This window comes from Nocardioides sp. NPDC127503, from assembly GCF_040302165.1.
Lineage (GTDB): Bacteria > Actinomycetota > Actinomycetes > Propionibacteriales > Nocardioidaceae > Nocardioides.
The window spans coordinates 200,713-222,048 of record NZ_JBEORH010000001.1 but is presented as its reverse complement, the minus strand read 5'-3'; the positions used below and the strand labels follow the sequence as shown (position 1 = coordinate 222,048).

Sequence of the window (21,336 nt, the reverse complement as noted above, 5' to 3'; positions counted from 1 at the left end):
TCGATGTGGTTGATGTGAAGTGGTGGTGACGTCTGCCGCGGCGGTTAGTCGACGTACGTCATTGGGCGGGCGGCGCAGCGACGGAGCCGCGTTCGACGGCGGGACAGAGGAGCCGGACCCGGGGTCGGTCTGTGGTGTCTGCCTCGATCTGGTCGATGAGCGTGTCCACGGCCCACGCGCCCATCTCGTGATGCGGCAGCGCCACGGTCGTGAGGCCTGGCAACAGGCCGTCGGCGATCAGCTCCTGGTCGTCGAAGCCGACCACCGACAGGTCGTGGGGTATCCGGAGTCCGAGCTCGGCGGCGGCTTGGTAGACACCCATCGCCATCCGGTCGTTGAAGCAGAAGATCGCAGTCGGCCGGTGCTCGAGGCCCAGCAGACGCCGCCCAGCCTCCCGGCCCCCGGCGGCGTCGCTCGTCGCCGCCACCACCAGCCGGTCGTCGTAGGCCATGCCGCCCGCCTCGAGCTCCTGGCGGTAGCCGTCGAGCCTCCCTCTGGTCGCCGGGATGTCGTCGACGTTGCAGGCGAACCCGATCCTGCGGTGTCCGGCCTCCACCAAGATCCGGGTGGCGGTGCGGCCTCCGTCGACCTCGTCAGGGACCACCGACGCGTAGGCCGGGTCGTCTGCCCGGGCATCGAGGAGCACCGTCGGGACGTCGCGGAGCACCTCGGGGACGGCGACCTCGCGGTGGTACATCGTGGCGTAGATGAAGCCGTCCACCTGACGGCGCCGGAGAGCCTGGATCTCCTGGCCCTCGACGTGTGCGTCTCCTCCGCTGTTGACCAGCATCAGCAGCCACCCGTGGCGTGAAGCCGCCTCCTGGGCTCCGAGGATGATCTTTCCGGCGTGCGGCGTGGTCGCGATCTCGTCACTGACCAGGGCCAGGATCTGAGAGCGCTGGAGACGCAGGCTACGCGCGACGCCGTTCGGCTGGTAGCCGAGCGCGTCGGCGGCTTCCCGGACCCGCACCCGGGTGTCGGAGTTGATCCGCTTGCCGGGGACATCGTTGAGCACGTGGCTCACGGTCGTGGTCGAGACACCAGCGCGCTCGGCCACGTCCTTGATCGACACCTTCTTCGTCACCGTTGTGCCCAATCGTTTTGTCAGTGGAGTCGTCGCCCAGTTTGATGTGTCGACCGTCACACTGTCAAGGGCGTGCCTAAACGATTGGGCTAAATCCGTCGACGCATCAGTGGAATGCCCCCTGTGAGCCCACGTCTCGGCAGGGACCCGAGCCGCAGTCCCCGCCCAGACACGTACAAGTTAGGCTGACCTAACTCAACCGCTTCGGACCTTCTGGAGGACCCGGTGTCCACTCCCCGCACGCCGGGTGCGCTGATGCGCCGGTCGCTGCGTCGTCAGCGGCGCGCCGTGATCGCCTCGTCGGCCCTGATCACGCTGTGGCAGGTGTGCGAGGCGATGGTCACGGTGCTGATCGGCGTGATGATCGACCGGGCGGTGACGACCGGCGACTTGCGCGAGCTGCTGCTGTGGGCGGTCGTCCTGTGCCTGCACTTCCTGGTGCTGAGCCTGTCCTACCGATTCGGCGCCCGGATCGGTAACCGTGCCGTCCACGTCGAGAGCCACCGGTTGCGCACCGAGGTCTCGGAGCACGTGCTCGACCCGCGCGGCGCGCGGACCGATCGGCTCTCCGGGGACCTGCTGGCGCTGGCCACCGGCGACGCGGACCTGGTCGGCGAGGTCATCCGCCAGGTGGCCCTGTCCGCCGCCGGCGCGATCGGACTGGTGGTGAGCGGCGTGGTCCTCGCCGTCATCGACCCGTGGCTCGCCCTGATCGTCCTGGTCGGCGTCCCGCTCGTCCTCGGCGCCACCCACCTGGTCGCGCCGGGCCTCGCCCATCGCAGTGCGCGACGGCAGGAAGCGTTGGGACGTACGACGGGGATCGCCAGCGACCTGATCCGCGGGATCCGGCCGCTCAAGGGCATCGGCGGCGTGGAGGTGGCGCTGGAGCGCTATCGCCGCGAGAGTCGTACGGCTGCTCACACGAGCGTCGCCGCCGCCGGCTGGGCAGGCCTCCTGACCGGCATCACCTCGGCCGGGAGCGGCGTCTTCCTGGCGGTGATCGCGATCGTCGCCGGGCTGCGTACTCTCTCCGGCGACCTGAGCGTCGGCGAGCTGGTGGCGGTCGTCGGGTTGGCGCAGTTCGTGGCCGAGCCGATGCGGATGCTCAGCGCCCTGGTCGCCCGGGTCGCGCAGTCCCGCGCCTCGGCCGCGCGGATCGTGGGGTTCCTCTCGACGCCTGCGCTGGTCGTCGAGGGCGAGCGGCGCGCGCACGGCCACGACCTGGAGCTCGACCATGTCGCCGCCGGTCCGGTCGCCGAGCTGTCGCTCGCGGTTCCGCCAGGGCGGCTGGTGGCAGTCGTCGCCGACGACCCTGCGGTGCCGGCCACGCTCCTCTCCCTGCTCCACGGCGAGTCGCTGCCCGAGCACGGGACCGTCCGGCTCGGCGGCGAGCCCCTCACCGAGCTCGCGCTCTCCGACGTACGCAACCGGCTGCTCGTCACCGACCACCACGTCGACCTCTTCGAGGGCACCCTGCGGAGCAACGTCGACCCGCTCGACCGCCTCGACGACGACCAGGTGACGGCCGTCCTGGCGGCCGCATCGGCAACCGAACTGGTGGCGGTCGCGCCCGACGGCCTGGCCACACACGTGGCCGTCGACGGGCAGAGCCTCTCCGGCGGCCAACGCCAACGGCTCGGTCTCGCCCGGGCCCTCGCCGCGGAGACGCCCGTGCTGGTCCTGCACGACCCCACGACCGCGATCGACGCCGTCACCGAGCAGTACGTTGCCGAAGAGCTGCGCCGGCTACGGCACAGCCCAGGCTCCGATCTCGCCACCCTGCTGTTCACCAGCAGCCCGCTGCTCCTGGCTGCCGCGGACGAGGTGGTCTGGGTCCGAGCCGGCCGGGTGGCCGCCCAGGGCACCCACGACGAGCTGGCCGCCCACACCGACTACTGCGCGGCGGTGCTGCGATGACCCCCCAGGGCCAAAAGCTGACGCAGCTCCCCGTCTCCACACCACGGGAGGCGGCCGGACTCGCGCGGCGTCTGCTCACCCGCCATCCGCTCCAGCTGGCGGCATGCCTGGCCGTCTTCGCCCTCGAGGGGCTGGCCGGCCTGGTGGCGCCCTGGATGCTCGGCCGGATGGTCGACCTGGTCGGCGTCGGCGCCCCGGGATCCGACATCATCATCGCCGGCGTCTGGATCCTCGGTGCCGCACTCGTCGCCGGCGCGGCCGGGGCGGTCTCGATCCACCTGCTCGCCCGGGTGGCCGAGCCGGCGCTGGCGGAGCTTCGCGAGGAGGTTCTCGACCGGGCCCTGCACCTCGACACGCAGCGGCTCGAGGAGAGCGGCAGCGGCGACCTGGTGTCCCGGGTCGGCGACGACGTACGCCTCATCGGCGGCTCCATGGCCGACGTCGTCCCGCTCATGCTCAACTCGGTGATCGCGATCGTCTTCACGACCGCCGGCCTGATGGCGCTCGACTGGCGACTCGGGCTCGCCGGCCTGTTCGCCGCGCCGTTCTACGTGATGGCGCTGCGCTGGTACCTCCCCCGCTCGGGTCCCTACTACCGCCGCGAGCGCGAGGCCAACGGCGTGCGCGCCGAGGCGTTCCTGACCGGCGTCCACGGCAACCGGACGCTGAGGGCGTACGGCATCGCCGAGCAGCACCAGGAGAAGGTCCGCGCCGCGTCCTGGACCTCGGCGTCGATCTCGGTCGAGGTGTTCGCCATGCTGATGCGCTTCCTGGGGCGCAACAACCGCGCCGAGCTGATGGGCCTGCTGGCCATCCTCGGCACCGGCTTCTTCCTCGTCCGCGCGGATGCCGCCAGCGTCGGTGCCGTCACCGCTGCCGCCCTCTACTTCCACCGGCTCTTCAACCCGATCGGCGCGGTCATCGCTCTCTTCGACGACGTGCAGTCGGTCGGTGCCTCGCTCGTACGCCTCGCCGGGCTCGCCCTCCTCGAGCGTCCGGTCCGGGAGACCACCGGCGAGCCGGACGGTTCCGGCATCGTGGTCACCGGCCTGCATCACGAGTACGTGCCCGGCCGGCCCGCTCTCGACCGGGTCGACCTCACTCTTGCCGACGGGGAGCTGGTCGCGGTGGTCGGCGCTTCGGGTGCGGGCAAGTCAACCCTCGGCGCAGCCGTGGCCGGCCAGCTCACCCCGAGCACGGGAGACGTCGTGGTGGGCGGGCTCCCGGTCCGCGGCGGCCGGAGCCGGGCCGCCCTGGTCACCCAGGAGGTGCACACCTTCACCGGCAGCGTCCGCGACAACCTCACTCTGGCCGCACCGGACGCAAGTGATGCGGTGCTGGAGAAGGCGCTGCGCGAGGTCGAGGCCTGGGCCGAGGTGGTCGCGCTCCCGGACGGGCTCGAGACCGTCGTCGGTGAAGGCGCCCACCAGCTGACCCCCGCGCTCGTCCAGAAGCTCGCCCTGGCGCGCGTACTCCTCGCCGACCCGGTCGCCGTCGTCCTCGACGAGGCGACCGCCGAGGCGGGCTCGAGCGGCGCGCGCGACCTCGAGCGGGCCGCCCTGGCGGTGACCTCCGGGCGTACGTCGCTGGTGATCGCCCACCGCCTCACCCAGGCCGAGTCCGCCGACCGGATCGTCGTCATGGAGCACGGCCGGATCGTCGAGACCGGCACCCACGCCGAGCTCGTCGCGGGTAGGGGCCGCTACGCCCAGCTGTGGTCGGCTTGGCGCGGGCTCTGAAGCTCGCCCCCGAAACCGACAAGACGACCATGAGGGAATGGCCGGGGACGTACAATCGCGATTCAGTGCGAAGAGCCAGGCCGAGATTCCGGCCCCAGTGTGAGGGTGAGGTCAGGATGTTCGGTTCGAAGAAGAAGAAGAAGCTCAACGATCTGATGGCGCAGCTCAGGCCCGACCTGAGTCGGGAATCACTCGGCGTCGGGCCCGACTTCCCCGGCGTCGCCCCGAACCCGCTCCTGAGCAGTGACGCGCGGAAGCGCAATGCGGAACTGCGTGCGGGGACGCTTGCGCTCGGCGTTCTCGTCGACTGGCGGGAGGTCAACAGCAACCCACGCGTGGTGCTGATGCTCGACGTGGAGACCGCCGACGGCATCTCGTTCCGCGGTATCGCAGACGAAAGCCTCACGATCACCGAGCTCACCCGACTCGCCCCAGGACAGACGCTGCCCGTGCGCTACCGGCCAGCCCTCATGGACCACTACGTCGCCCTTGCCCGGGACGCGGACCCCGCCCAGGTGCAGCAGCTCTCTGACGAGATCGCGAGCCGCAAGCGGACCTGACTCGAGGCCAATGGCCGAGGCACAAGCCGACGGCGAAGGCCACGAGCACAACGAGAACCGCTCCGAGCCGCCGGAGCAGCGGTCGCTCAGGCGTTGGCGGGTTCAACGTGAATGGTGTCGCGGGTGACCGGCCCACCACAGTGATGGCAGGCCAGATCGACCTGGACCGGCTGACCACAGGAGTGCCGACGGGTCAGCGCCGGAGCATCGACCGCCCACTTGTCACCCCATTGGGACAGCGCGAGCATGACCGGGAACAGCTCCCTGCCGGCCTCGGTGAAGTGGTACTCATGGCGGGGCGGATGTTCGCTGTACAGCCGGCGTTCGATGACGCCTGCCGCCTCCAGCTTGCGCAGTCGGTCGGCGAGGATGTCGCGCGACGCCCCGGTATAGCCGGCGATGCGGGCGAAGCGGTGGACGCCGTAGCCGATCTCGCGCAGTGCCAGGAGCGACCACCGCTCACCTAGAACGTCGAGAGCGCCCGCGAGCGAGCACGGGCGGACCTCCAGGGGCTGCTCGTCCATTCGGATCCCGGGGCGCGTTTCGGAATCGGTCATCTCCCCACGATAAGCCGGTGTGTTGTCTTTTCCAACTCACTGGTCTAGGTTGACCGAGTCGGTTGGAAATCACAACACACTCCCAAGGTCAGGAACTCACGATGACAACAGCTCGCCCCGTGGCACTCGTAACAGGTGCCTCTTCCGGCATCGGCAAGGCAGCGGCGCTCGCGCTGGCGAAGGCGGGGTTCGAGGTCATCGGAACCAGCCGCGACACTTCGCGTGCCACCCCGACGGAGGGGGTGACGCTCCTCGATCTCGACGTCACCGACGACGCCTCAGCCACCTCCGTGGTCAAGCAGGTGATTCAGCGATTCGGGCAGATCGACGTCCTCGTCAACAACGCCGGCATCGGCTCGGTCGGCGCGGCCGAGGAAGGTTCCATCACCCAGGCGCAAGAGGTCTTCGACATCAACGTCTTCGGAGTCATGCGCATGGTGAAGGCGGTGCTGCCACACATGCGGGAGCAGAGAAGCGGCCGCATCATCAACCTCTCCTCCGTGCAGGGATTCATCCCGGCGCCCTACATGGCGGTCTACGGCGCCTCGAAGCACGCGATCGAGGGCTACTCCCAGTCCCTCGACCATGAGATCCGCGAGCACGGCATCCGGTCGCTGCTCGTCGACCCCGCCTATACGAAGACCGGATTCGAGGCCAAGCGCATCCAGCCCGAGACGCCCCTTCAGGTCTACGCACAGCAGCGAGAGACCTTCGATCGCGTGATGGCCGAAGCGTTCAAGGACGGCGACGACCCCGCTGTCGTCGCCGACGTCATCCTCACGGCGGCGACGGACCCGACGCCGAAGCTGCGCTACACCGCCGGCACCCTGGCCGGACGCGCAGGCGTCCTGCGCCGCTTCGCACCCTCCCGGATCTTCGACAGCCAGATCCGCAAGATGAACCACCTCCCCGGCTGACAGCCGGCCACCGACCAGCCCTCCCCCAGCCCATCTCGGCGATATCAGGAGATATCCATGCCAGACGCTTCAGAGTCAGACGCCACGGTTGCGCGCTGGCGTGCCGCCGCCGAAAGCGGTGACGTCGACGCCGCCGTCACCTGCCTGAGCCCCAGCATCGTCCTCAGCTCGCCGCTCACCGACCAGTTCCGCCTCGAGGGAACCGACCAGCTACGAGACTTCCTGACCGAGGCCTTCAAGGCCGTCGAGCACATTCGGTTTCACACGCAGACCGGCCAGGACGACACGTACGCGCTGGTCTACCGGGCGCACGTGGCTGGCCAACCGTTCGAGGAGGCGCAGCTGCTGCGCCTCGACGAGGAGGCCCGCATCTCGGAGATCACGCTCTTCGGGCGTCCGATGCCGGCCCTCACCGCCCTGATGACCACCCTGGGCCCGGCGCTCGCCCGCCAGCAGGGCCGCCGCGGCCTCGCCACGCTCCTGCGGGTCAGCGCCGCACCGATTCACGCGATGGTCACCTCCGGGGACCGCAGCGTAGTTCCCCGGACCCAGCCGCGGGAGCCCTGAACACGGGAAGCGTCGATCAGAGGACATACGGGATCACCCAACGTGTGCGGGCCTTGTAGGCCGCCCACTCGGGGTATCGGCTCATGCTCGCCTCCTTGGCCAGCATGTTCGCCGTGAAGACACCGCCCCACACCCAGGCCAGCACCAGGAACGGCAGCCAGTGCCAGACCATCAGCGCGAAGCCGAGATAGATCATCATCTCGCCGGTGTAGTTCGGGTGACGTACGAGGCGGAACATCCCATCGGTGATGAGGCCGCGCTGGACGCGGAGCGTGTAGAACTTCTGCGCGTCGGCCGCGATCATCACCACTGAGCCCAGCACGACGAGGGTGATGCAGACCGCGAACCACGGCCTGTCATCGATCGGATAGTCGCCTCCGCGACCGGAGATCAGCAACCAGCCGAACAGCCAGTACCAACCGAGGACGGCGAGGATGGCGTTCACGGCGCCCGGCACGGTGAGCCGATGCTGCCACCCGGGATCCGGGAACGCCTTGTCCTTGAGGTACCAAACCAGTCCGTACGACCCGTGCAGCGCCAGATAGATCCATGCCGCAGTACTCGCGGCGGCCGGGGTGTGGTCGTTGTAGAGCCACATGAGCGCGCCCAGGTAGACGAACATCAGGCACTCCTGGAAGTTGATCACCGTCGCGAAGCCGACGATGCGCGGTCCGCCGGGCATGTCGATGACCAACCGCTGCTGCAGTCCGCGAACGAATCGTGCGTAGCGCGGCACCGGTCGTGGTCCCGCCTCGATCGGTGTAGTTGGCTCCGTCGTAGCTGACATGCCGGAAACGTACGAACGGAGAGCCGCATCCCGCGAGGGGTGCGGAGCCCATGCCGGTGTGCGTGCAGCACATCCTGGAGGGCTAACGCCGGTCGACGTAGATGACTTCGATGGCGTTGTTCCCGTAGCCCAGGCGGTTCCACGGCGGTACGTCGGGCTGCACGTTCCCGGCAGCGTCAGTCGCCCTGGCTCGAAGGGTGTGCCGGCCGACGCCGATCCCGTCCCAGGTGAAGGTCCAGTCCTGCCACCCGAAGTCTCCCGGGACGGCAGGGTCCAACCGCGCCGGCTGCCAGTCACCCTCGCCCGTGAGGCTGACCTCGACCTTCGTGACCGGGCCGGTGCCTGACCAGGCCTTCCCTCGGACGGTGCAGGTCTCCTGGGTGAGGACCGAGCCAGGTGCGGGCTCGGTGATGCGGGCGCGGACCCGCATGAGGGTGACGGGCTCGTGGGGCTGGTCGGGCCACTCGTAGATGTAGTGACCGGTCTGGAACTCTCCGGTGTACGGCTCGGTGAGGACGTCGAGGCGTTCGAGCCACTTCACGGAGGCGACGGCGTACCAGTGCGGGACGATCAGCCGGAACGGGGCGCCGTGGTCACGCCCGAGAGGCCGGCCGTTCATCTCGTAGGCGATGAGGATGCCCGACTCCGGGTCGGTGGCCTGCGACAGCGGCAGCGCGCGGGTGAAGGTGAGGTTGTCCTGGTCGGTCTCCGGCAGGATCGCCTGCAGGTGGTACGACCCGTGGTCGGCGCCGGTGGCGAGGAGCTCGACCCCGTCGGCCGCCGGCTCGACCTGCGCGAGTACGTCATGGAGCAGGGCGCCGGTCCACAGTGCCGTGGAGACGGCGAAGTCTCCCCAGGGCTCCCCGGTCGGTAGAGGCCTCATTTCCAGGCGACCGTTGCCGGCGCACTCGAGGGTGACCCGGCGTTCGTGGGCAGGCATCGCGCGCAGGTCATCGAGCGTCAGGGTCGTGGGCCTGCCGACCGCGCCGCCGATCTCCAGGGTGCCGTCGTGGTCGGGCACCGCGAAGTTGCTGCGCACGTAGTGGAGCTCGGTCGGGGTGACTTCTCCGACCAGGCCGGCCGCCGGCGCCTCGGCGTTGTACGGCGCGGGGTTGATCATCACCAGCGCGGCACGAGCCGCCTCGAGTTCATCAGCAACGGTCATGATGGTTCAGCCTCCTTTGGGGGCGGGTGTGGATCAGAAGTCGGAGTCGGCGAAGGTGGGTTCGCGGCCGTCGTTGAAGGCGCCGATGCCCTCGACGCGGTCGGGGTGGACCGCGGAGCGCCAGTGGGCGTCCATCATGATCGCGATGGCCTCCTCGATCGGCTGCCCCTCCCCCAGGTGCACGGCCCGCTTCACTGCCTGGACCGCGGTCGGCGAGTTGCCGGCGATCTTGTCCGCGATCCGCAGTGCCGCTGAGGCCAGGTCGCCGGGTTCGTGCAGCTCGTTGACCATGCCCAGCCGGTACGCCTCCGCCGCGGGGACCGGATCGCCGGTCATGAGCATCTGCAGCGCCTTGCCCCGCGGCAGCAGGCGAGGCAGCAGTGCCGGCGAACCGCCCCCGGCCGCCAGGCCGAGCATCGCCTCGGGCTGGCCGAACGTCGCAGCGGTGGAGGCGATGATGAAGTCGGTGCTCTGAGCCAGCTCACAGCCGCCGCCGTACGCGATCCCGTTGACGGCGGTGAAGATGGGCTTGCGCAGCTGGCGCACCGTGTACAGGGTGCGGTCGAAGGCCTGGCGCTGGCGCAGCCAGTCCTCCTTGGTCATCGCCTTGCGCTGCCGCAGGTCGCTGCCGACGGAGAAGGCGCGCTCCCCCGCGCCCGTCAGGATGACGACCCGTACACCGGTTCGCACCGCGATCTCCTCGACGGCCTCGGTCAGCCGAGCGCCCATCTCGGTCGAGATCGCATTGTCGGCATGGGGACGGTTGAGCGTGATCCGGGCGACGGCGCCGTCGGACAGGTAGTCGAGGAGGACCGACGGTTCGGTCTCCTCGATGTCGGGGGCCGGTGGGGCGAAGTCGAGTGCTTCCCAGCGGTCGGTGCTCGAGGTGCTCATCTGCTTCCTCTCTGGGTGGCAGGGTCGTCGGGTTCCAGGTCGGCGAGCCAGCGCAGCGCGCTCAGGCTCGGGGCGAAGCAGTACTCGCCGCCGCGAGTGACCACGAACGGCGGCAGGTCCTGGAGCCGGCGCCGGATCGGTCGTTGCGGGATCGTGAACGTTCCGCCCTCCTCGCGAGGGCCGACGAGAGGGTCCGACTCGTCTGGAGCGCCGATGAAGATGCCGTCGTTGAGCCACTGGGTCTTCACGAACTCGAACTGCCGTTTGAGGTGTGCACCGGCGAACACGAACATGATGCCGCGCTCGGCCCCGTCGTCCTCGAGCACGCCCTCGGGCAGGGCCGGGCCGTAGCTCGTGCCGCGTCGGATCATTCGGTGCAACCGCACGTCGACGCTTCCTTCATGGTCCAAGGCGTCGCGAGGGTTGGCGCGGCGCGCGTGCGCACCGACTGGGCACTTGAAGCCGCGCGGGTCGTCGCCGTAGGCGAAGTCGTTGTTGCGGGACGGGTCGCTGCCGAGCTCAGGGTCGTCGCGTTCAGGCGCGAGCGCGAGTGGGGCCCCGCTCTGCCAGCGGCCGACCATCTTCGCCCCGAGAAGCTCCTCCTCCGCCCGCGACGCCGCCCTCGCCCGCAGATAGGACCGGTACGCCGCCACCTTGGTGTGCAGCTTGCGGAACACGACGTACGTCCCGTTGCGCCCCAACACCTCCGGGGACGGCATCGGAGCGACCTCGCCCATCTCGTCCGGGTAGCCGAGGATGATCTCCCCTGCTTTGAGCGGGAGCTCGCGCGAGTCCGTGGCGGGTCGGCCGCTTCCTTCGACAGCGGGTTGACCGATGCCGTCCCTGAAGCCGAACGACGTACGTCCCGTCGCGAGCTGGTAGCAGTCCTGGCGCCAGATGACCTCGACCTCGGACAGGTCGGCATGGGCTTGGCGGGCCTTCTCAGCGACAGCCCGGAGCCGGTCCTCGTCCGGGGAGAGGACGGAGATGGCGACGTGGACGTCGGGGCTGCCCAGGGGCTTCTCCCAGTGGTCCGGGCTGCTCTCGCCGACGTCACCCAGGATCTCGGCCCGAGCCGCCATACCCTGCCGAAACTCGGGGGCGAAGCTGTCGAGGGACGCCTGCGGCACGCCGAGCTCCTTCAGCCCCTGGTAGGTGAACGCGACCGTCAGCGAGGTCTCGCCCTCCTCACTTGCCTCGCCGTCGGCGGCGAGGAGCCGGTGCAACCGCCGGACCAGTTCGCGGCCGTCCTGGCGGTCGCGGATGCTGAGCAGCAGGTAGATGCCGACGTACGGCGAGGGGCGTTCGAAGAGCGCACCTGACTGGATGTCGTCCAGCTCGAGGGACACGTCGTCCATGTCAGTGATGCTCCGGTGGTTCGGGCGGGTCCGGGTTCGCCGCGGCCAGATACGGGAAGGTGGTGGTGGCCGGGCGACTGGCTGCGTCGACGCCGTCACGGATCGTGGGGCCCCGGCCTGCGTTGACGAGCTGGGTGAAGAGAGCGTCCATCACGTCGTCGTTCAGGGCCCGGCCCCCGCACGTCTGATGCAGCTCGCCACGTCGGGCGGCCAGCTCGATCTCGAGGAACGACCCCTGCTCGGCGTACGGCAAGGTGGCGTCGACGACCAGGTAGTCGGCGAGGACGAGGTCGGTGAGCGGGTGGCTCCCGTCCTCTCCGAGAGGCCAGTCCTGCTTGCCGTCGAGGCCGTCCCAGAACGCGAGGTTGGCGTCCAGGCGCGCCCGGAACGCCCCGTAGTACGACTCGCCGAGGTTGAACGCGTCCTCCATGTTGTAGAGGTCGCGGATCTCCAGATCCCGGTTGACCTGGTCGAAGTCCTTCGGGGCCAGCATCATGTTCTTCACCTCGGGCCGGCCGACCCGTTCGATGCGGACGTTGAACTCGCCGCGGGTCAGGGTCTCGGCCACCGCGCCCACGAGCATCCTGCCCGGCAGCAGACCGGTGTCGATCTCGACCACGATGCTCAGCACGTTCTTGCCGTCCAGGAAGATCGACCCGTCCTCGGTGAACGCGAGCTTCCGCGTCGCGATCGTGGCCAGCGCGGCGCGGGCGTCCATGATGAACGGGTCCCACCGCACCCCGGCGAAGACTCGTACACCGCCGCCGGTGCCTCCGGACTCGTCGTTGACGCGGAAGGTGACCTCCTCGCCCTTCGGAGTCATGCAGCTGCCGTGCTGCACGTGGTCCGGTCGACCGGTCTCCGGGTTCGTCACGTGCTCGGGTGGATCGAAGACGCAGTCGAGGACCATTTCTTCCTCGCCCGGGACGAACACCCCGCTGGTCGAGTCGGCGGCGGCCGCACTCAGCGGCCTCAGCCGGAAGCGGTAGAGCAACCCGGCCGAGAAGAGCTCGGTGGGTCTGGCCATCGGCAGCGTGTTCATCACCAGAACGAGGCGCCCCGGGGAACCGGGGCCCGGAAATGCGTAGAAGTCGGTGATGTCCGCGATCGGATCGGCCAGGGCGCGCGGCCCTGAGATGTGGTCAGACATGGCAGCTCCTCGCCCCGTCCGCGCGTCAGTCGGCTGCCTCGTCGAGCAAGGGCTGCATCGCCGGGTGCTCGAGGATCTCGCCGGCCTGCGGGTGGTCGAGGACCTTCTGGAAGGCGCTGTTCACACGCTGCGCCTTGCGGATCTCCTTGACCGTGCCACCGTAGTTGCGGGCGTACGCCGCGGCACTCTGCTCAGCTCCCAGGACGAACGAGCGCACAGCTCCGACGTCCGGCAGCCCGTCGTACCCCTCGACGTGTCTGAAGATCACGTCGAAGAGGGCCAGCGTCGGACCCGAGGTGAAGAAGTCCTCCATGTAGGCGTCCCACGGACCGTCGAAGCTGGTGATGAACGCCAGCCGGGTGTCGTCGTCGAACAGCACGAACCGCGCCTCGTGGATGGTCTGGATCGCCATCCCGTAGTCACCCGGCCGGTAGCCGGGCGTGTCCTGGAGCGCCGACAGCGCTTTGCGCAGGGACGGCGCCTCACCGGGTTTGATCTGGAAGAACAGGCTGAACTCGCTCGTCGGTCCAACGCTCAGCCCTGGCTTCGGGGCGCTGACATCCGATGTGGTCACGGCGTATCTCCGGGTTCCCCTGACTCGCCCACGGCACACCGGACGACCCAGGTATCCAGCTGGAAGGACTCCAGCCCTGTGACCGTAGGACCACACCCGCCCCGATGACTTCACCCCCTGCGGATGAACCAGCGCGGCTCGACGCCCGGCCGCTCACTGCGACAGGAGCCGCAGCTCGCGCGCCCGCCTGACCGCATCGTTGCGGCGCGTGACGCCCAGCTTCCGAAGGATGTTGCGTACGTGGGTGCGGATCGTGTTGACGGAGATGTACATGACGCTTGCGATCTCCTCGGTGGTGAGGAGGTCCGCCAGGTGACCCAGGACCTCCTGCTCCTTCTCCGTGAGCTCTTCGACAACGAGCTCCGATGGACTCGCTGCGACGGCAGCCAGCGCAGGCTTCTGGACGGACAACCTCCGTGACGGCCCCATCGAGATCTCGAAGAGCCATTGGTGCTCGGCGCTCAGCTGCTGATCCCGCATGAGCAGCTGCCGCACCATTGAGGGGGCCTCGTGGAACGGGCGTCGCACTCGTTCCTGCGAGGCCAGCGTGAGGGCCCGCTCGAGCGCCGCGCGTGCCCGAACCGATGGTCCGTCGTGGAGACGACGCGCGCACTCGACCAGCCAGCCGGAGACCTGGATCGGCACGGCAGCCCGCTTCGACAGCACCGTGGACATCGCGGCAGCGTTCGGATCACCCAGCTGCAGCTGAGCGAGCCCGACCACGAGGGCCGCCTCGGGCTCGTCGCCGAGGCCCTCGACCTGAGCCACCGGCACCGGCTCACCGGCGGCGACTCGGACGTGGGCGAGCTCGATGCGTAGCTGCCGACCCAGCCAGCCATGCTCGTCCATGATCCCGGCAGCCGCCTGCTCGAGCCCGTTGAGTGCACCCAGCCGGTCACCGTGCGCCATCTGGAGGCGCGCCCTGACCATGGCCAGGAAGGCAGGTGGAACTGGATCCCGCAGCGGCAGGTCCAGTCGCTCGACGGACTGGACGTGATCGGCAGCCAGGCGCAGGTCGTACCTCTCCATCTCCACCCAGCCCAGGGCTACCCGCGCGGCGGCCGATCGGTCCGCGGTGACGCCGATGCGCTCCGCAGCATCGATCGCTCGAGCCCCGAGCTTGGAAGCCCTGGAGAGCTTGCCTCGGTGGCAGGCGATGAGGGCCTGATAACCCAGGCACTCCACCAGCACGGCCTCGGATCCGGCGGCCGCGGCCGCTGCGACGCCAGACTTGAACATCGCGTCAGCCGCAGCCAGCCTTCCCTGCCGCAGGGCCGCGATGCCCTTGCTGAGAATGACGAGTGCGATCAGCTCGGGGCGGGAGCTGCCCTTCGGCCCGCGGTCTGGCGCGTCCAATGCCTCTTCGGCCGCCGTGGCGAGCGACATCGCCTCGCTCGGGTCCTGCGACGCCTGTGCGCCGACGGCTTCCAGCACCCGGACCGAGACGTTCGTGGCCCAGAGATGAGAACCTGAACGCTCGCCCGACCCAATCCTTACCTGAGCCAGCTCGTTGGTGAAGCCGGTGGTGTCACCGGCCCCCAACGCGAGCGTCGCTCTCACGACGGTGGATGCGGGGTCCTCCAGCTCAGACGGGATCGACCGCAAGGACCGGGTCAATGCGCTCGTGCTGTCATCGAGCAACAGCTGGCCGACTGCCAGGTCGTCGACCACCTCTGCGGCCGCCTCTTCCCAGGCCTCGATCGCGACGAAGTGACCGACAGATTCAGTGACCTGACCGTCGTGGGCGTACCACTCGGCCGCCGTTCGCTGCAGTCGCCTCATCTCATCAGGCGCCTCATAGGCGAGCACGGCGCGGAGGAGATCTCGGAAGAGCGGGTGGTAGCGATAGCACCCGGTACGGCCGGGCACGGGCTCGATGAACACGTTGTCCCGAGTCAGGAAGGTCAGCGTACGTTCGGCCGTGGGACCGGCGAGCGCCTCGGCCAGTCCCGGCTGGATGGTGTCCGGAACGCTCGTTGCCAGGAGCAGAGCCCGTACGTCCGGACTCTGGGCGGCCAGCACCTCGCCCACGAGGTACTCCGCAATGTTCCCGGTGTCGCCGACGATCTCCGCGACGGCGTCATCCGGATCCTGCCGCAGCCGCAGCAGCTGTGCGCCGAACCGCAGCCCGGCCGCCCAGCCCTTCGTCCGGGCGTTGAGCGCCCCCACGGAACACTGCGTCAGCTTCACTCCGGCCCGCAGGATCAGCTCGCCGGCTTCCTCGTCGGTGAAGGCCAGATCCGACATCCGTACCTCGACGACCATGTCATCGAGCCGGTACCGGTACAGCGGAAGCACCGGATCGGCTCGCGTCGCCATCACCAGCCGGAGGCGGTCGCCGCTGTGTCGCAACAGGAAGTCCAGATCTTCCGCCACATCGGCAGAGAGCAGCTCGTATCCGTCCACCACGACCGTCAGCCGTGCCGGGTGGTTGCCGACCGCCTCTGCCACCGTCCGGCGAACCTGGCGGTCGAGCGGGCCCTCGTCCCCGGGGACCGTATCGGGTGGAACCGCTACGCCCAGGCTTTCGAGGCACTCGAAGAGACCAGGCCAGAACGCGACGTCGGTCCCCTCGAAGGTGATCCACGCTGTGCGGTCCTGCTCCCCGCCTGCGGCGACCCAGTCCGCCACCAGGGCCGTCTTCCCGGTCCCGGCCGGCGCGCTGACCAGCACGAACGGGCAGGCGTCGCTGCGGTCGAGCATCTGTAAGAGGCGGGGGCGCCGAAGGTACGCCGAGGGAACCGTCGGGATGCCGAACCAGCCATCGCCGGGGTGAGGACCCATTGCGTCGACGTGCCTCCTAGATCGACCAGTGCGCACAGGCGCCCAACGGATTGAACAGGGGGAACGTCAGTCCCGAGGAGCTCTTTACGTTAGTACGACGTCCAGATGCCGTACATAGCCCGTATGCGTCAGCGCACGTGGGTCAGTGCAGCAGGACTTTCATCCAGGTCAGGCCCAGACCGAGCAACCCGCACGCCCCGGCCCCAGCCAAGGACCGAACCCAGGAGCGGCCCGTCCGCCGAAGCCAGAACAGCGGGATGAGAACCAGGAGCACGACGCCGGACCACATGGACCAGCTGATGGCACGTTCGTCGTCGATCCAGCCGACTGCGCCGAGGAGCAGGATGAGCAACGGGACGAGCACACCCTCCACGATTCCGATCTCGTGACGCACGCCCGCGATGAGGACGCTGCGCCACGGCATGACCTCAGGGCCCGAGTCGGCCAGCATCGACGCGTAGACGTGCACCGTCCAGATCACGGCGCTGGAGACCACGGCGAAGGCGAGGACTCGGCCGGCCGAGTCGTCGAAGTGTGAGGCTCCGGCGATGACGGCGATCACCGAGACGATGCCGTAGACGGCACCGGCGACCGCTCGAGGACCGCGACCGAAGCGCAGATCGTGTCTCCTTCGCGGCTCGCTGAACTCGCGGCCCGTCTCCTCACCGTTCATCGGAGGTCTGCCACACGAATGCTCTCGACGGTCAGCCCCTCCGCATCCAGGATGCGTACGAGCTCGGCCACACCGGAGCCTGCCTCGGCAGTGGCTCGGAAGATGGTGCAGGGCTGCCGCTCGACGGCGCGCGCTCGCAACGCACGACGGAGCACCGGACCCAGCTCGCCTTCGACGGTCAGCTCGAACACGACCTCTGCGTCGGACCCAGCCGCACTCATGGGCCATCCCCGGTCGGCTCCTCGTCCGCGATCCCGGCGATGAGTCGTCGGACCTCCACGACATCGAGGCCGAAGGTCCGAAGTCTCGCGAGTAACCCGTGGAGCTCGGCCTGGTCCCGACACCGGCAGATCAACACGGTTCTCATCTCGCGCGACGAGGTCTCGACGTCGGCGAGCTGCAGCAGGACCTGCTGCGGGACCAGTCCGGCGACCCGTACCTCGAAGGCCTGGGTATCGGCGGCTCCCGGTTCCCGCGGGTTCTGATCCATGATCTCAACTCGACTTCCCGCGCTGCGACAGATGACGCAAGCCTGGTGCGAAAGCAGTGACGGGGCGTCGTCCCGGGTGGATGAGGACCGCAACGGGTCGCCGGTTCGGCTACGCGGTCAGCTCGCGTACGAAGTACTCGAGCGCTGTCGTGGTCTTGGTCTGCTGGTCGCCCGAGATCTCCAGTCCGCGCTGGACCAGGAACGCCTTGAGCTCCGCGGCGACCTGGAAGGCGTTCAAGGGTGCGCACCTGGAGGAGAGCTCGAGGATTCGCGAGCCGTCCGGGTAGAACCACAGCTCGGCGACCAGTCGGCCGGCGTACTCCTGTGGCCTCACCTTCTGCTTCAGGACGGTGATCGGGCCAAGGTGCACCAGGTCATCGAGCTCGAGGTCCGAGGCGGCGTTGGCCCGGAAGAAGCTCTGCTGCTCCTTGGTGTACAGCTTGTGGATCGCGCGCGTGCCCGCGGCGACCTCCTTGACGTCGCTCCGGCCGAGGGTCGCCTTCATCGAGGCCGAGCAGACGAAGCCTCCTGGCATCGCATCGACCTCTACGGTCAGGTTCTTGGACTTGCGCGCCGTGGAGATCTCGGCTGGGTTCACGGGGCGCACCTTCACGACGGAGTCGTCGTTCCGTCCCTGGATCCGACGGGCGCGGACGACGACACCACGTTGATTGAGCGCCAGGTCAGCGGTGTCGAAGAAGACCACCTGCCGGACCTGAGCCTCCAGCGGATCCAGCCCGAGGGCAGCCACGGCCAGCGGTCGTTCGGCGTTCGGCACGGTCATCTTCAGCTCGACGCTGTCGGCCTGCTTGGTCAGCTCGAGCAGCTCACCGAGCTGTTCGGCGGAGAGCATTCCCGGTGGCTGGGTGCTGGTGGACATGGTCGATCACGCTTTCACTTTTGAGGTGGCCTGGGCATCACCCGGAGCGGACGACCAGGTGCCGCACTGGGTCAAGCGCTCATGATCGACTGGATCTGCAGCACCAGGAACAGTGCGAGAACGATCTCGCTGACCACCCAGGCGTTTGCGTTCATCCAGTTCCGGAGGGCCGGCAGAACAGTGTCGGCTCGCCTGCCCATCAGCAGGAGCACCAGGAGAGGTGAGCTGATCAGCAGCCCGGTGACGAGCAAGAAGCCGATCGACCGCCACAGCGGCTCCCCCTGGGAGGCCAGGAATGTGCCCACAGTGAAGGTGACGAGCAGATTGGTCGGCATGATCAGGAACAGGAGGAGGCCGATCCGGAACGCGGCGCTGGGCGTCGCCGTCTGCAGCTTCCGCATGTACTTCGGAGGCTCGGTGTCGTGCCGCTTGAGAAACACCCGCACCGCCGCTACCAGCAGCACGATCACGAGGAGCCAGTCGACCACGGCTGAGCCTGAATCTCCGTCGGATCCCTCGAGACCCAACGCACGCGCCGCGTAGTAGAACACGGCCGTCGCGGCGGTGGACGCCACCATCGCGCCCGCGACGTAGGCGTAGGAGTTCCGTAGCGCCTTCTCGCTCGTCGCGAGCATGATGGCCGTGATGATCTGCGGACCGGCGATCATCACGACCGCCAGCGGCAGGACCTTCAACAGGTTGTCCATCCGGATCCCTCGGAACGCGGTAATGGTGCCTTAAGGACCGCGGCTCCGGTCAGGGAGTCACGGCCTTCGCCTTGAGTGCGGCGAACTCGGCCTGGGTGATCGTCCCGGCATCGAGCAACTGCTGGGCCTTGGCGATCTCCTCGGCGGGAGATGAGCCGGCAACCGAGCGGATGTAGTCGTCCTGAGCCGCCCGGACGTTCTGGACGACCTCGTTCTGGCGCTCCGCCATCCCCTTGCCCCGGACGATCAGGTAGATCACGGCGATGAGGAACGGCAAGAAGATGAGGCCGAGCATCCAGACGGCCTTCATACCCCCGGAGACCGATTTGTCCCGGAAGAGGTCGGTGACGATGTTGAACAGGACCATCAGGTACGCCACGAAGGCGAAGGACACGATGATGAACCAGATGATGTCCCAGAAACTCATGAGAAGTTCTCCTGTCATTCGGGATGAGGCAGAGACGCTGGCCGGCACCCGAGGTCAGCTCAGCAGCATGGCCCCATGGTCGGCGCTCCAGCAGCAATCACCTTCACCCGCAACGGGTGATAGCCGCTCCGCTCAGCCGCGGACGCGTCCGTAGAAGGCCTGGTGGGCGCGGGCGGCGCGTGCCCAGGTGTACCGGGCCGCGAGGTCGCGCCCCGCGGCCGGATCAGGCGGAGTGTCCAGGACCTTGCCCAGCGCGATGGAGATATCTGCCGGCGCCGTGGCGTAGGCGACGGTCTCGGCGAAGACCTCGCGGAGCACGGGCAGGTCGCGGGCGACGACGGGTACGCCGGCAGCCAGCGCCTCCAGGGCCGCGAGCCCGAACCCTTCCTTGGTCGACACCATCGCGAGGGCGCCGGCCTCGGCGACCAGGGCTGGGAGCTCGTTCTCCTCGAGCACTCCGGTGATGACGACGGGTACGTCCAGCTCGCGTGCCCGGGCGTCGAACGCGGCCCGGTAGTCGCGGTAGTCGAAGAGGGTCTCGCCGCCGCCGAAGACCAGCGTCAGGTCGGAGTGGCTGGAGTCGGAGGCACGTAGTGCGGCGTACGCCTCGAGCAGGTCGAGCGAGCCCTTGCGCGGCTCGATCCCACCGAGGGCGAGCACGTAGCGGCCGAGCCGCTCCCGCCAGACCCCGCGCCCGGCAGCGTCGGCGGCTCCGGCCGCGAACCGGGCTGCGTCGACGCCGTTGGGGATGACCGTGGGCGTGAACCCCCATCCGGCCGCGACCTCGTCGGCCACCGACTGCGAGACGCAGATGCGGGCGTACGGATCGACGACGGCCTTCTCGTGGCAGGCGGCGAGCTGCGGGGTGGTGAAGTGGTCGAGGTGGTGGATGGTGCGGATGCAGGGCAGGGCGGCGTTGGCGCTGATGCAGTCCTGCGCGTGCACGATGTCGTAACGGTCGCGCTGCTGCGCGAATGCGGCTCGGAGCACGCCGATGGAACGTACGATCCGCTCCCCCACCGACTCCTCGTCGCTGGCCTCGAACGGCACCGCGTGGACCGTGACGGCGGGGTCGACCGGCCGGAAGAACGCCGTGTCGCCGTGCCGGCCGAGGGTCCAGACGTGGACGTCCTCGCCGAGCGCCGCCAGCGCCTCGGCCAGCGCCAGCGTGTGCACGACCCCGCCGCGCGGCCGGGTGGAGTACGTCAGCAGCGCGATCCTCATCGCGAGCTCCCCGGGAACGTGTACGCCGTCGGGGTCAGTTCCTTGAGGTGATGGAGGACCCGCCGGGACCGGGCGATCTCCGCCTCGACGTCGATCTCGGCGACGGCGAGGCCGCCCTTGGAGGTCGTCCGGGCCAGGATCTCGCCACCGGGCCCGACCACCTTGGCCTGTCCCAGGAACCGCAGCCCGCCCATGACCCCGGTCTGGTTGGAGGAGACCCAGACGACCTGGTTCTCGGCGGCCCGGGCCTGGTCGTAGAGGTCGAAGAGCCGCGACTGACGGTCCTGCGGGAGCCGCGAGGCGCGGTCGGTGACCGAGGCCGGCCAGGCCGAGAGACAGGCGATCACCGAGGCGCCGTCCAGGGCGAGGGTGCGAGCCGCCTCCGGGAACGTCTTGTCGTAGTCGATGAGCATCCCGAGCCGCCCGACCGGGGTGTCGAACGCCGCGAACCCCTCCCCTGCCGCGTAGACCAGCGACTCGCCGGCGGGCTGGTGCACCTTGCGGTGCCGCCCGAGCACGCCGTCACCGCTGAGACAGACGGCGGAGTTGTAGAGCCGCGCCTGACCGTCGACGACGACCTCCTCGGCGTAGCCGACGCAGACCACCATCTCGCCGGCCATCGCGATCATCCGGCCGATCTCGAAGGAGTCCTCGGCCAGCGCCGGCGGCAACGCGTGCGGGTCCGGATGACGCAGGTCGGAGAGGTAGCCACCGAGAGTCGCGTCGGGCAGCACCAGGAGGCGTACGTCGTTGCGCCGGGCGTCCTCGACGATCCCCTCGAGCTTGGCGACCGCGCGCGGCAGATCGCGTCCGAAGTGGGCCGCGACCGCCCCGATGCGTACCTTCGACATGCTCCTCAACCTATCCGTCCTCGATCCTGGG

General features: G+C 69.0%; 22 protein-coding genes. 5 read left to right on the top strand and 17 right to left on the bottom strand.

Annotated elements, in window-relative coordinates:
* Window positions 1–58: 58 nt before the first annotated feature.
* A complete protein-coding gene (locus tag ABTW65_RS01080; protein ID WP_350657928.1) occupies window positions 59–1,084 on the bottom strand; it encodes a LacI family DNA-binding transcriptional regulator in 1,026 nt (341 codons plus the stop codon).
* A gap of 225 nt (window positions 1,085–1,309) precedes the next feature.
* Between ABTW65_RS01080 and ABTW65_RS01075 the strand changes: the two genes are divergently transcribed.
* The 3 genes from ABTW65_RS01075 to ABTW65_RS01065 all read left to right on the top strand — a co-directional run bounded on the left by ABTW65_RS01075 (window position 1,310) and on the right by ABTW65_RS01065 (window position 5,300).
* The gene (locus tag ABTW65_RS01075; protein WP_350657927.1) at window positions 1,310–3,001 is read left to right on the top strand and encodes an ABC transporter ATP-binding protein; all 1,692 of its coding nucleotides are present in this window, start codon (window positions 1,310–1,312) and stop codon (window positions 2,999–3,001) included.
* On the top strand, window positions 2,998–4,740 hold the full coding sequence (locus tag ABTW65_RS01070; protein WP_350657926.1) for an ABC transporter ATP-binding protein: 1,743 nt from the start codon (window positions 2,998–3,000) through the stop codon (window positions 4,738–4,740). The genes ABTW65_RS01075 and ABTW65_RS01070 overlap by 4 nt, the downstream gene beginning before the upstream one ends.
* Window positions 4,741–4,856: 116 nt before the next feature.
* Window positions 4,857–5,300 carry a hypothetical protein gene (locus tag ABTW65_RS01065; RefSeq protein ID WP_350657924.1) on the top strand — a complete coding sequence of 148 codons (444 nt, stop codon included), beginning with the start codon at window positions 4,857–4,859 and terminating at the stop codon, window positions 5,298–5,300.
* 86 nt (window positions 5,301–5,386) lie between these two features.
* On the opposite strand, the gene ABTW65_RS01060 is transcribed toward ABTW65_RS01065, so the two are convergent.
* Window positions 5,387–5,857 (bottom strand): winged helix-turn-helix transcriptional regulator, encoded by a 471-nt coding sequence (locus tag ABTW65_RS01060; RefSeq protein WP_350657923.1) that lies wholly within the window; start codon window positions 5,855–5,857, stop codon window positions 5,387–5,389.
* Window positions 5,858–5,958: 101 nt separating this feature from the next.
* Here ABTW65_RS01060 and ABTW65_RS01055 point away from each other — a divergent pair, with 101 nt between their 5' ends.
* Together ABTW65_RS01055 and ABTW65_RS01050 are read left to right on the top strand one after the other, a co-directional pair.
* Window positions 5,959–6,774 carry an oxidoreductase gene (locus ABTW65_RS01055; RefSeq protein ID WP_350657922.1) on the top strand — a complete coding sequence of 272 codons (816 nt, stop codon included), beginning with the start codon at window positions 5,959–5,961 and terminating at the stop codon, window positions 6,772–6,774.
* 57 nt (window positions 6,775–6,831) lie between these two features.
* Window positions 6,832–7,341 (top strand): nuclear transport factor 2 family protein, encoded by a 510-nt coding sequence (locus tag ABTW65_RS01050; protein WP_350657921.1) that lies wholly within the window; start codon window positions 6,832–6,834, stop codon window positions 7,339–7,341.
* Window positions 7,342–7,357: 16 nt separating this feature from the next.
* On the opposite strand, the gene ABTW65_RS01045 is transcribed toward ABTW65_RS01050, so the two are convergent.
* The 15 genes from ABTW65_RS01045 to ABTW65_RS00975 all read right to left on the bottom strand — a co-directional run bounded on the left by ABTW65_RS01045 (window position 7,358) and on the right by ABTW65_RS00975 (window position 21,305).
* Window positions 7,358–8,128: a methyltransferase family protein gene (locus ABTW65_RS01045; protein WP_350657920.1), complete on the bottom strand. Its 771-nt coding sequence runs from the start codon at window positions 8,126–8,128 to the stop codon at window positions 7,358–7,360.
* Window positions 8,129–8,210: 82 nt separating this feature from the next.
* The gene (locus ABTW65_RS01040; protein WP_350657919.1) at window positions 8,211–9,293 is read right to left on the bottom strand and encodes a sulfite oxidase; all 1,083 of its coding nucleotides are present in this window, start codon (window positions 9,291–9,293) and stop codon (window positions 8,211–8,213) included.
* A gap of 33 nt (window positions 9,294–9,326) precedes the next feature.
* Window positions 9,327–10,187, bottom strand: coding sequence for an enoyl-CoA hydratase/isomerase family protein (locus ABTW65_RS01035; RefSeq protein ID WP_350657918.1), 861 nt, complete (start codon window positions 10,185–10,187; stop codon window positions 9,327–9,329).
* The gene (locus ABTW65_RS01030; protein ID WP_350657917.1) at window positions 10,184–11,545 is read right to left on the bottom strand and encodes a Dyp-type peroxidase; all 1,362 of its coding nucleotides are present in this window, start codon (window positions 11,543–11,545) and stop codon (window positions 10,184–10,186) included. The genes ABTW65_RS01035 and ABTW65_RS01030 overlap by 4 nt, the downstream gene beginning before the upstream one ends.
* Window position 11,546: 1 nt before the next feature.
* Complete coding sequence (locus ABTW65_RS01025; RefSeq protein WP_350657916.1) at window positions 11,547–12,695, bottom strand: DUF4331 family protein; 1,149 nt, start codon at window positions 12,693–12,695, stop codon at window positions 11,547–11,549.
* Window positions 12,696–12,720: 25 nt separating this feature from the next.
* On the bottom strand, window positions 12,721–13,269 hold the full coding sequence (locus ABTW65_RS01020; protein ID WP_350657915.1) for a hypothetical protein: 549 nt from the start codon (window positions 13,267–13,269) through the stop codon (window positions 12,721–12,723).
* A gap of 153 nt (window positions 13,270–13,422) precedes the next feature.
* Window positions 13,423–15,972 carry a winged helix-turn-helix domain-containing protein gene (locus ABTW65_RS01015; RefSeq protein ID WP_350657914.1) on the bottom strand — a complete coding sequence of 850 codons (2,550 nt, stop codon included), beginning with the start codon at window positions 15,970–15,972 and terminating at the stop codon, window positions 13,423–13,425.
* Window positions 15,973–16,195: 223 nt separating this feature from the next.
* Window positions 16,196–16,726, bottom strand: a complete 531-nt coding sequence (locus tag ABTW65_RS01010; RefSeq protein WP_350657913.1) for a hypothetical protein — start codon at window positions 16,724–16,726, stop codon at window positions 16,196–16,198.
* On the bottom strand, window positions 16,723–16,947 hold the full coding sequence (locus tag ABTW65_RS01005; protein ID WP_350657911.1) for a hypothetical protein: 225 nt from the start codon (window positions 16,945–16,947) through the stop codon (window positions 16,723–16,725). The genes ABTW65_RS01010 and ABTW65_RS01005 overlap by 4 nt, the downstream gene beginning before the upstream one ends.
* On the bottom strand, window positions 16,944–17,216 hold the full coding sequence (locus tag ABTW65_RS01000) for a DUF8691 family protein (protein ID WP_350657910.1): 273 nt from the start codon (window positions 17,214–17,216) through the stop codon (window positions 16,944–16,946). The genes ABTW65_RS01005 and ABTW65_RS01000 overlap by 4 nt, the downstream gene beginning before the upstream one ends.
* A 109-nt stretch (window positions 17,217–17,325) precedes the next feature.
* Window positions 17,326–18,096: a CYTH domain-containing protein gene (locus tag ABTW65_RS00995; RefSeq protein ID WP_350657909.1), complete on the bottom strand. Its 771-nt coding sequence runs from the start codon at window positions 18,094–18,096 to the stop codon at window positions 17,326–17,328.
* 71 nt (window positions 18,097–18,167) lie between these two features.
* Window positions 18,168–18,803 carry a GAP family protein gene (locus tag ABTW65_RS00990; RefSeq protein WP_350657908.1) on the bottom strand — a complete coding sequence of 212 codons (636 nt, stop codon included), beginning with the start codon at window positions 18,801–18,803 and terminating at the stop codon, window positions 18,168–18,170.
* Between the two features lie 49 nt (window positions 18,804–18,852).
* Window positions 18,853–19,230, bottom strand: a complete 378-nt coding sequence (locus ABTW65_RS00985; protein WP_350657907.1) for an SHOCT domain-containing protein — start codon at window positions 19,228–19,230, stop codon at window positions 18,853–18,855.
* A 132-nt stretch (window positions 19,231–19,362) separates the two neighbouring features.
* A complete protein-coding gene (locus tag ABTW65_RS00980) occupies window positions 19,363–20,454 on the bottom strand; it encodes an MSMEG_0565 family glycosyltransferase (protein ID WP_350657906.1) in 1,092 nt (363 codons plus the stop codon).
* Window positions 20,451–21,305 carry a carbon-nitrogen hydrolase family protein gene (locus tag ABTW65_RS00975; protein ID WP_350657905.1) on the bottom strand — a complete coding sequence of 285 codons (855 nt, stop codon included), beginning with the start codon at window positions 21,303–21,305 and terminating at the stop codon, window positions 20,451–20,453. The genes ABTW65_RS00980 and ABTW65_RS00975 overlap by 4 nt, the downstream gene beginning before the upstream one ends.
* Window positions 21,306–21,336 lie beyond the last annotated feature (31 nt).

What these genes read in the sequence shown, in the direction of transcription:
- ABTW65_RS01070 (WP_350657926.1), top strand. Translation starts at nt 2,998, where the DNA reads ATGACCCCCCAGGGCCAAAAGCTGACGCAGCTCCCCGTCTCCACACCA.
- ABTW65_RS01065 (WP_350657924.1), top strand. Translation starts at nt 4,857, where the DNA reads ATGTTCGGTTCGAAGAAGAAGAAGAAGCTCAACGATCTGATGGCGCAG.
- ABTW65_RS01060 (WP_350657923.1), bottom strand. Translation starts at nt 5,857, where the DNA reads ATGACCGATTCCGAAACGCGCCCCGGGATCCGAATGGACGAGCAGCCC.
- ABTW65_RS01055 (WP_350657922.1), top strand. Translation starts at nt 5,959, where the DNA reads ATGACAACAGCTCGCCCCGTGGCACTCGTAACAGGTGCCTCTTCCGGC.
- ABTW65_RS01050 (WP_350657921.1), top strand. Translation starts at nt 6,832, where the DNA reads ATGCCAGACGCTTCAGAGTCAGACGCCACGGTTGCGCGCTGGCGTGCC.
- ABTW65_RS01045 (WP_350657920.1), bottom strand. Translation starts at nt 8,128, where the DNA reads ATGTCAGCTACGACGGAGCCAACTACACCGATCGAGGCGGGACCACGA.
- ABTW65_RS01040 (WP_350657919.1), bottom strand. Translation starts at nt 9,293, where the DNA reads ATGACCGTTGCTGATGAACTCGAGGCGGCTCGTGCCGCGCTGGTGATG.
- ABTW65_RS01035 (WP_350657918.1), bottom strand. Translation starts at nt 10,187, where the DNA reads ATGAGCACCTCGAGCACCGACCGCTGGGAAGCACTCGACTTCGCCCCA.
- ABTW65_RS01030 (WP_350657917.1), bottom strand. Translation starts at nt 11,545, where the DNA reads ATGGACGACGTGTCCCTCGAGCTGGACGACATCCAGTCAGGTGCGCTC.
- ABTW65_RS01025 (WP_350657916.1), bottom strand. Translation starts at nt 12,695, where the DNA reads ATGTCTGACCACATCTCAGGGCCGCGCGCCCTGGCCGATCCGATCGCG.
- ABTW65_RS01015 (WP_350657914.1), bottom strand. Translation starts at nt 15,972, where the DNA reads ATGCTCGACCGCAGCGACGCCTGCCCGTTCGTGCTGGTCAGCGCGCCG.
- ABTW65_RS01010 (WP_350657913.1), bottom strand. Translation starts at nt 16,726, where the DNA reads ATGAACGGTGAGGAGACGGGCCGCGAGTTCAGCGAGCCGCGAAGGAGA.
- ABTW65_RS01005 (WP_350657911.1), bottom strand. Translation starts at nt 16,947, where the DNA reads ATGAGTGCGGCTGGGTCCGACGCAGAGGTCGTGTTCGAGCTGACCGTC.
- ABTW65_RS01000 (WP_350657910.1), bottom strand. Translation starts at nt 17,216, where the DNA reads ATGGATCAGAACCCGCGGGAACCGGGAGCCGCCGATACCCAGGCCTTC.
- ABTW65_RS00995 (WP_350657909.1), bottom strand. Translation starts at nt 18,096, where the DNA reads ATGTCCACCAGCACCCAGCCACCGGGAATGCTCTCCGCCGAACAGCTC.
- ABTW65_RS00990 (WP_350657908.1), bottom strand. Translation starts at nt 18,803, where the DNA reads ATGGACAACCTGTTGAAGGTCCTGCCGCTGGCGGTCGTGATGATCGCC.
- ABTW65_RS00985 (WP_350657907.1), bottom strand. Translation starts at nt 19,230, where the DNA reads ATGAGTTTCTGGGACATCATCTGGTTCATCATCGTGTCCTTCGCCTTC.
- ABTW65_RS00980 (WP_350657906.1), bottom strand. Translation starts at nt 20,454, where the DNA reads ATGAGGATCGCGCTGCTGACGTACTCCACCCGGCCGCGCGGCGGGGTC.
- ABTW65_RS00975 (WP_350657905.1), bottom strand. Translation starts at nt 21,305, where the DNA reads ATGTCGAAGGTACGCATCGGGGCGGTCGCGGCCCACTTCGGACGCGAT.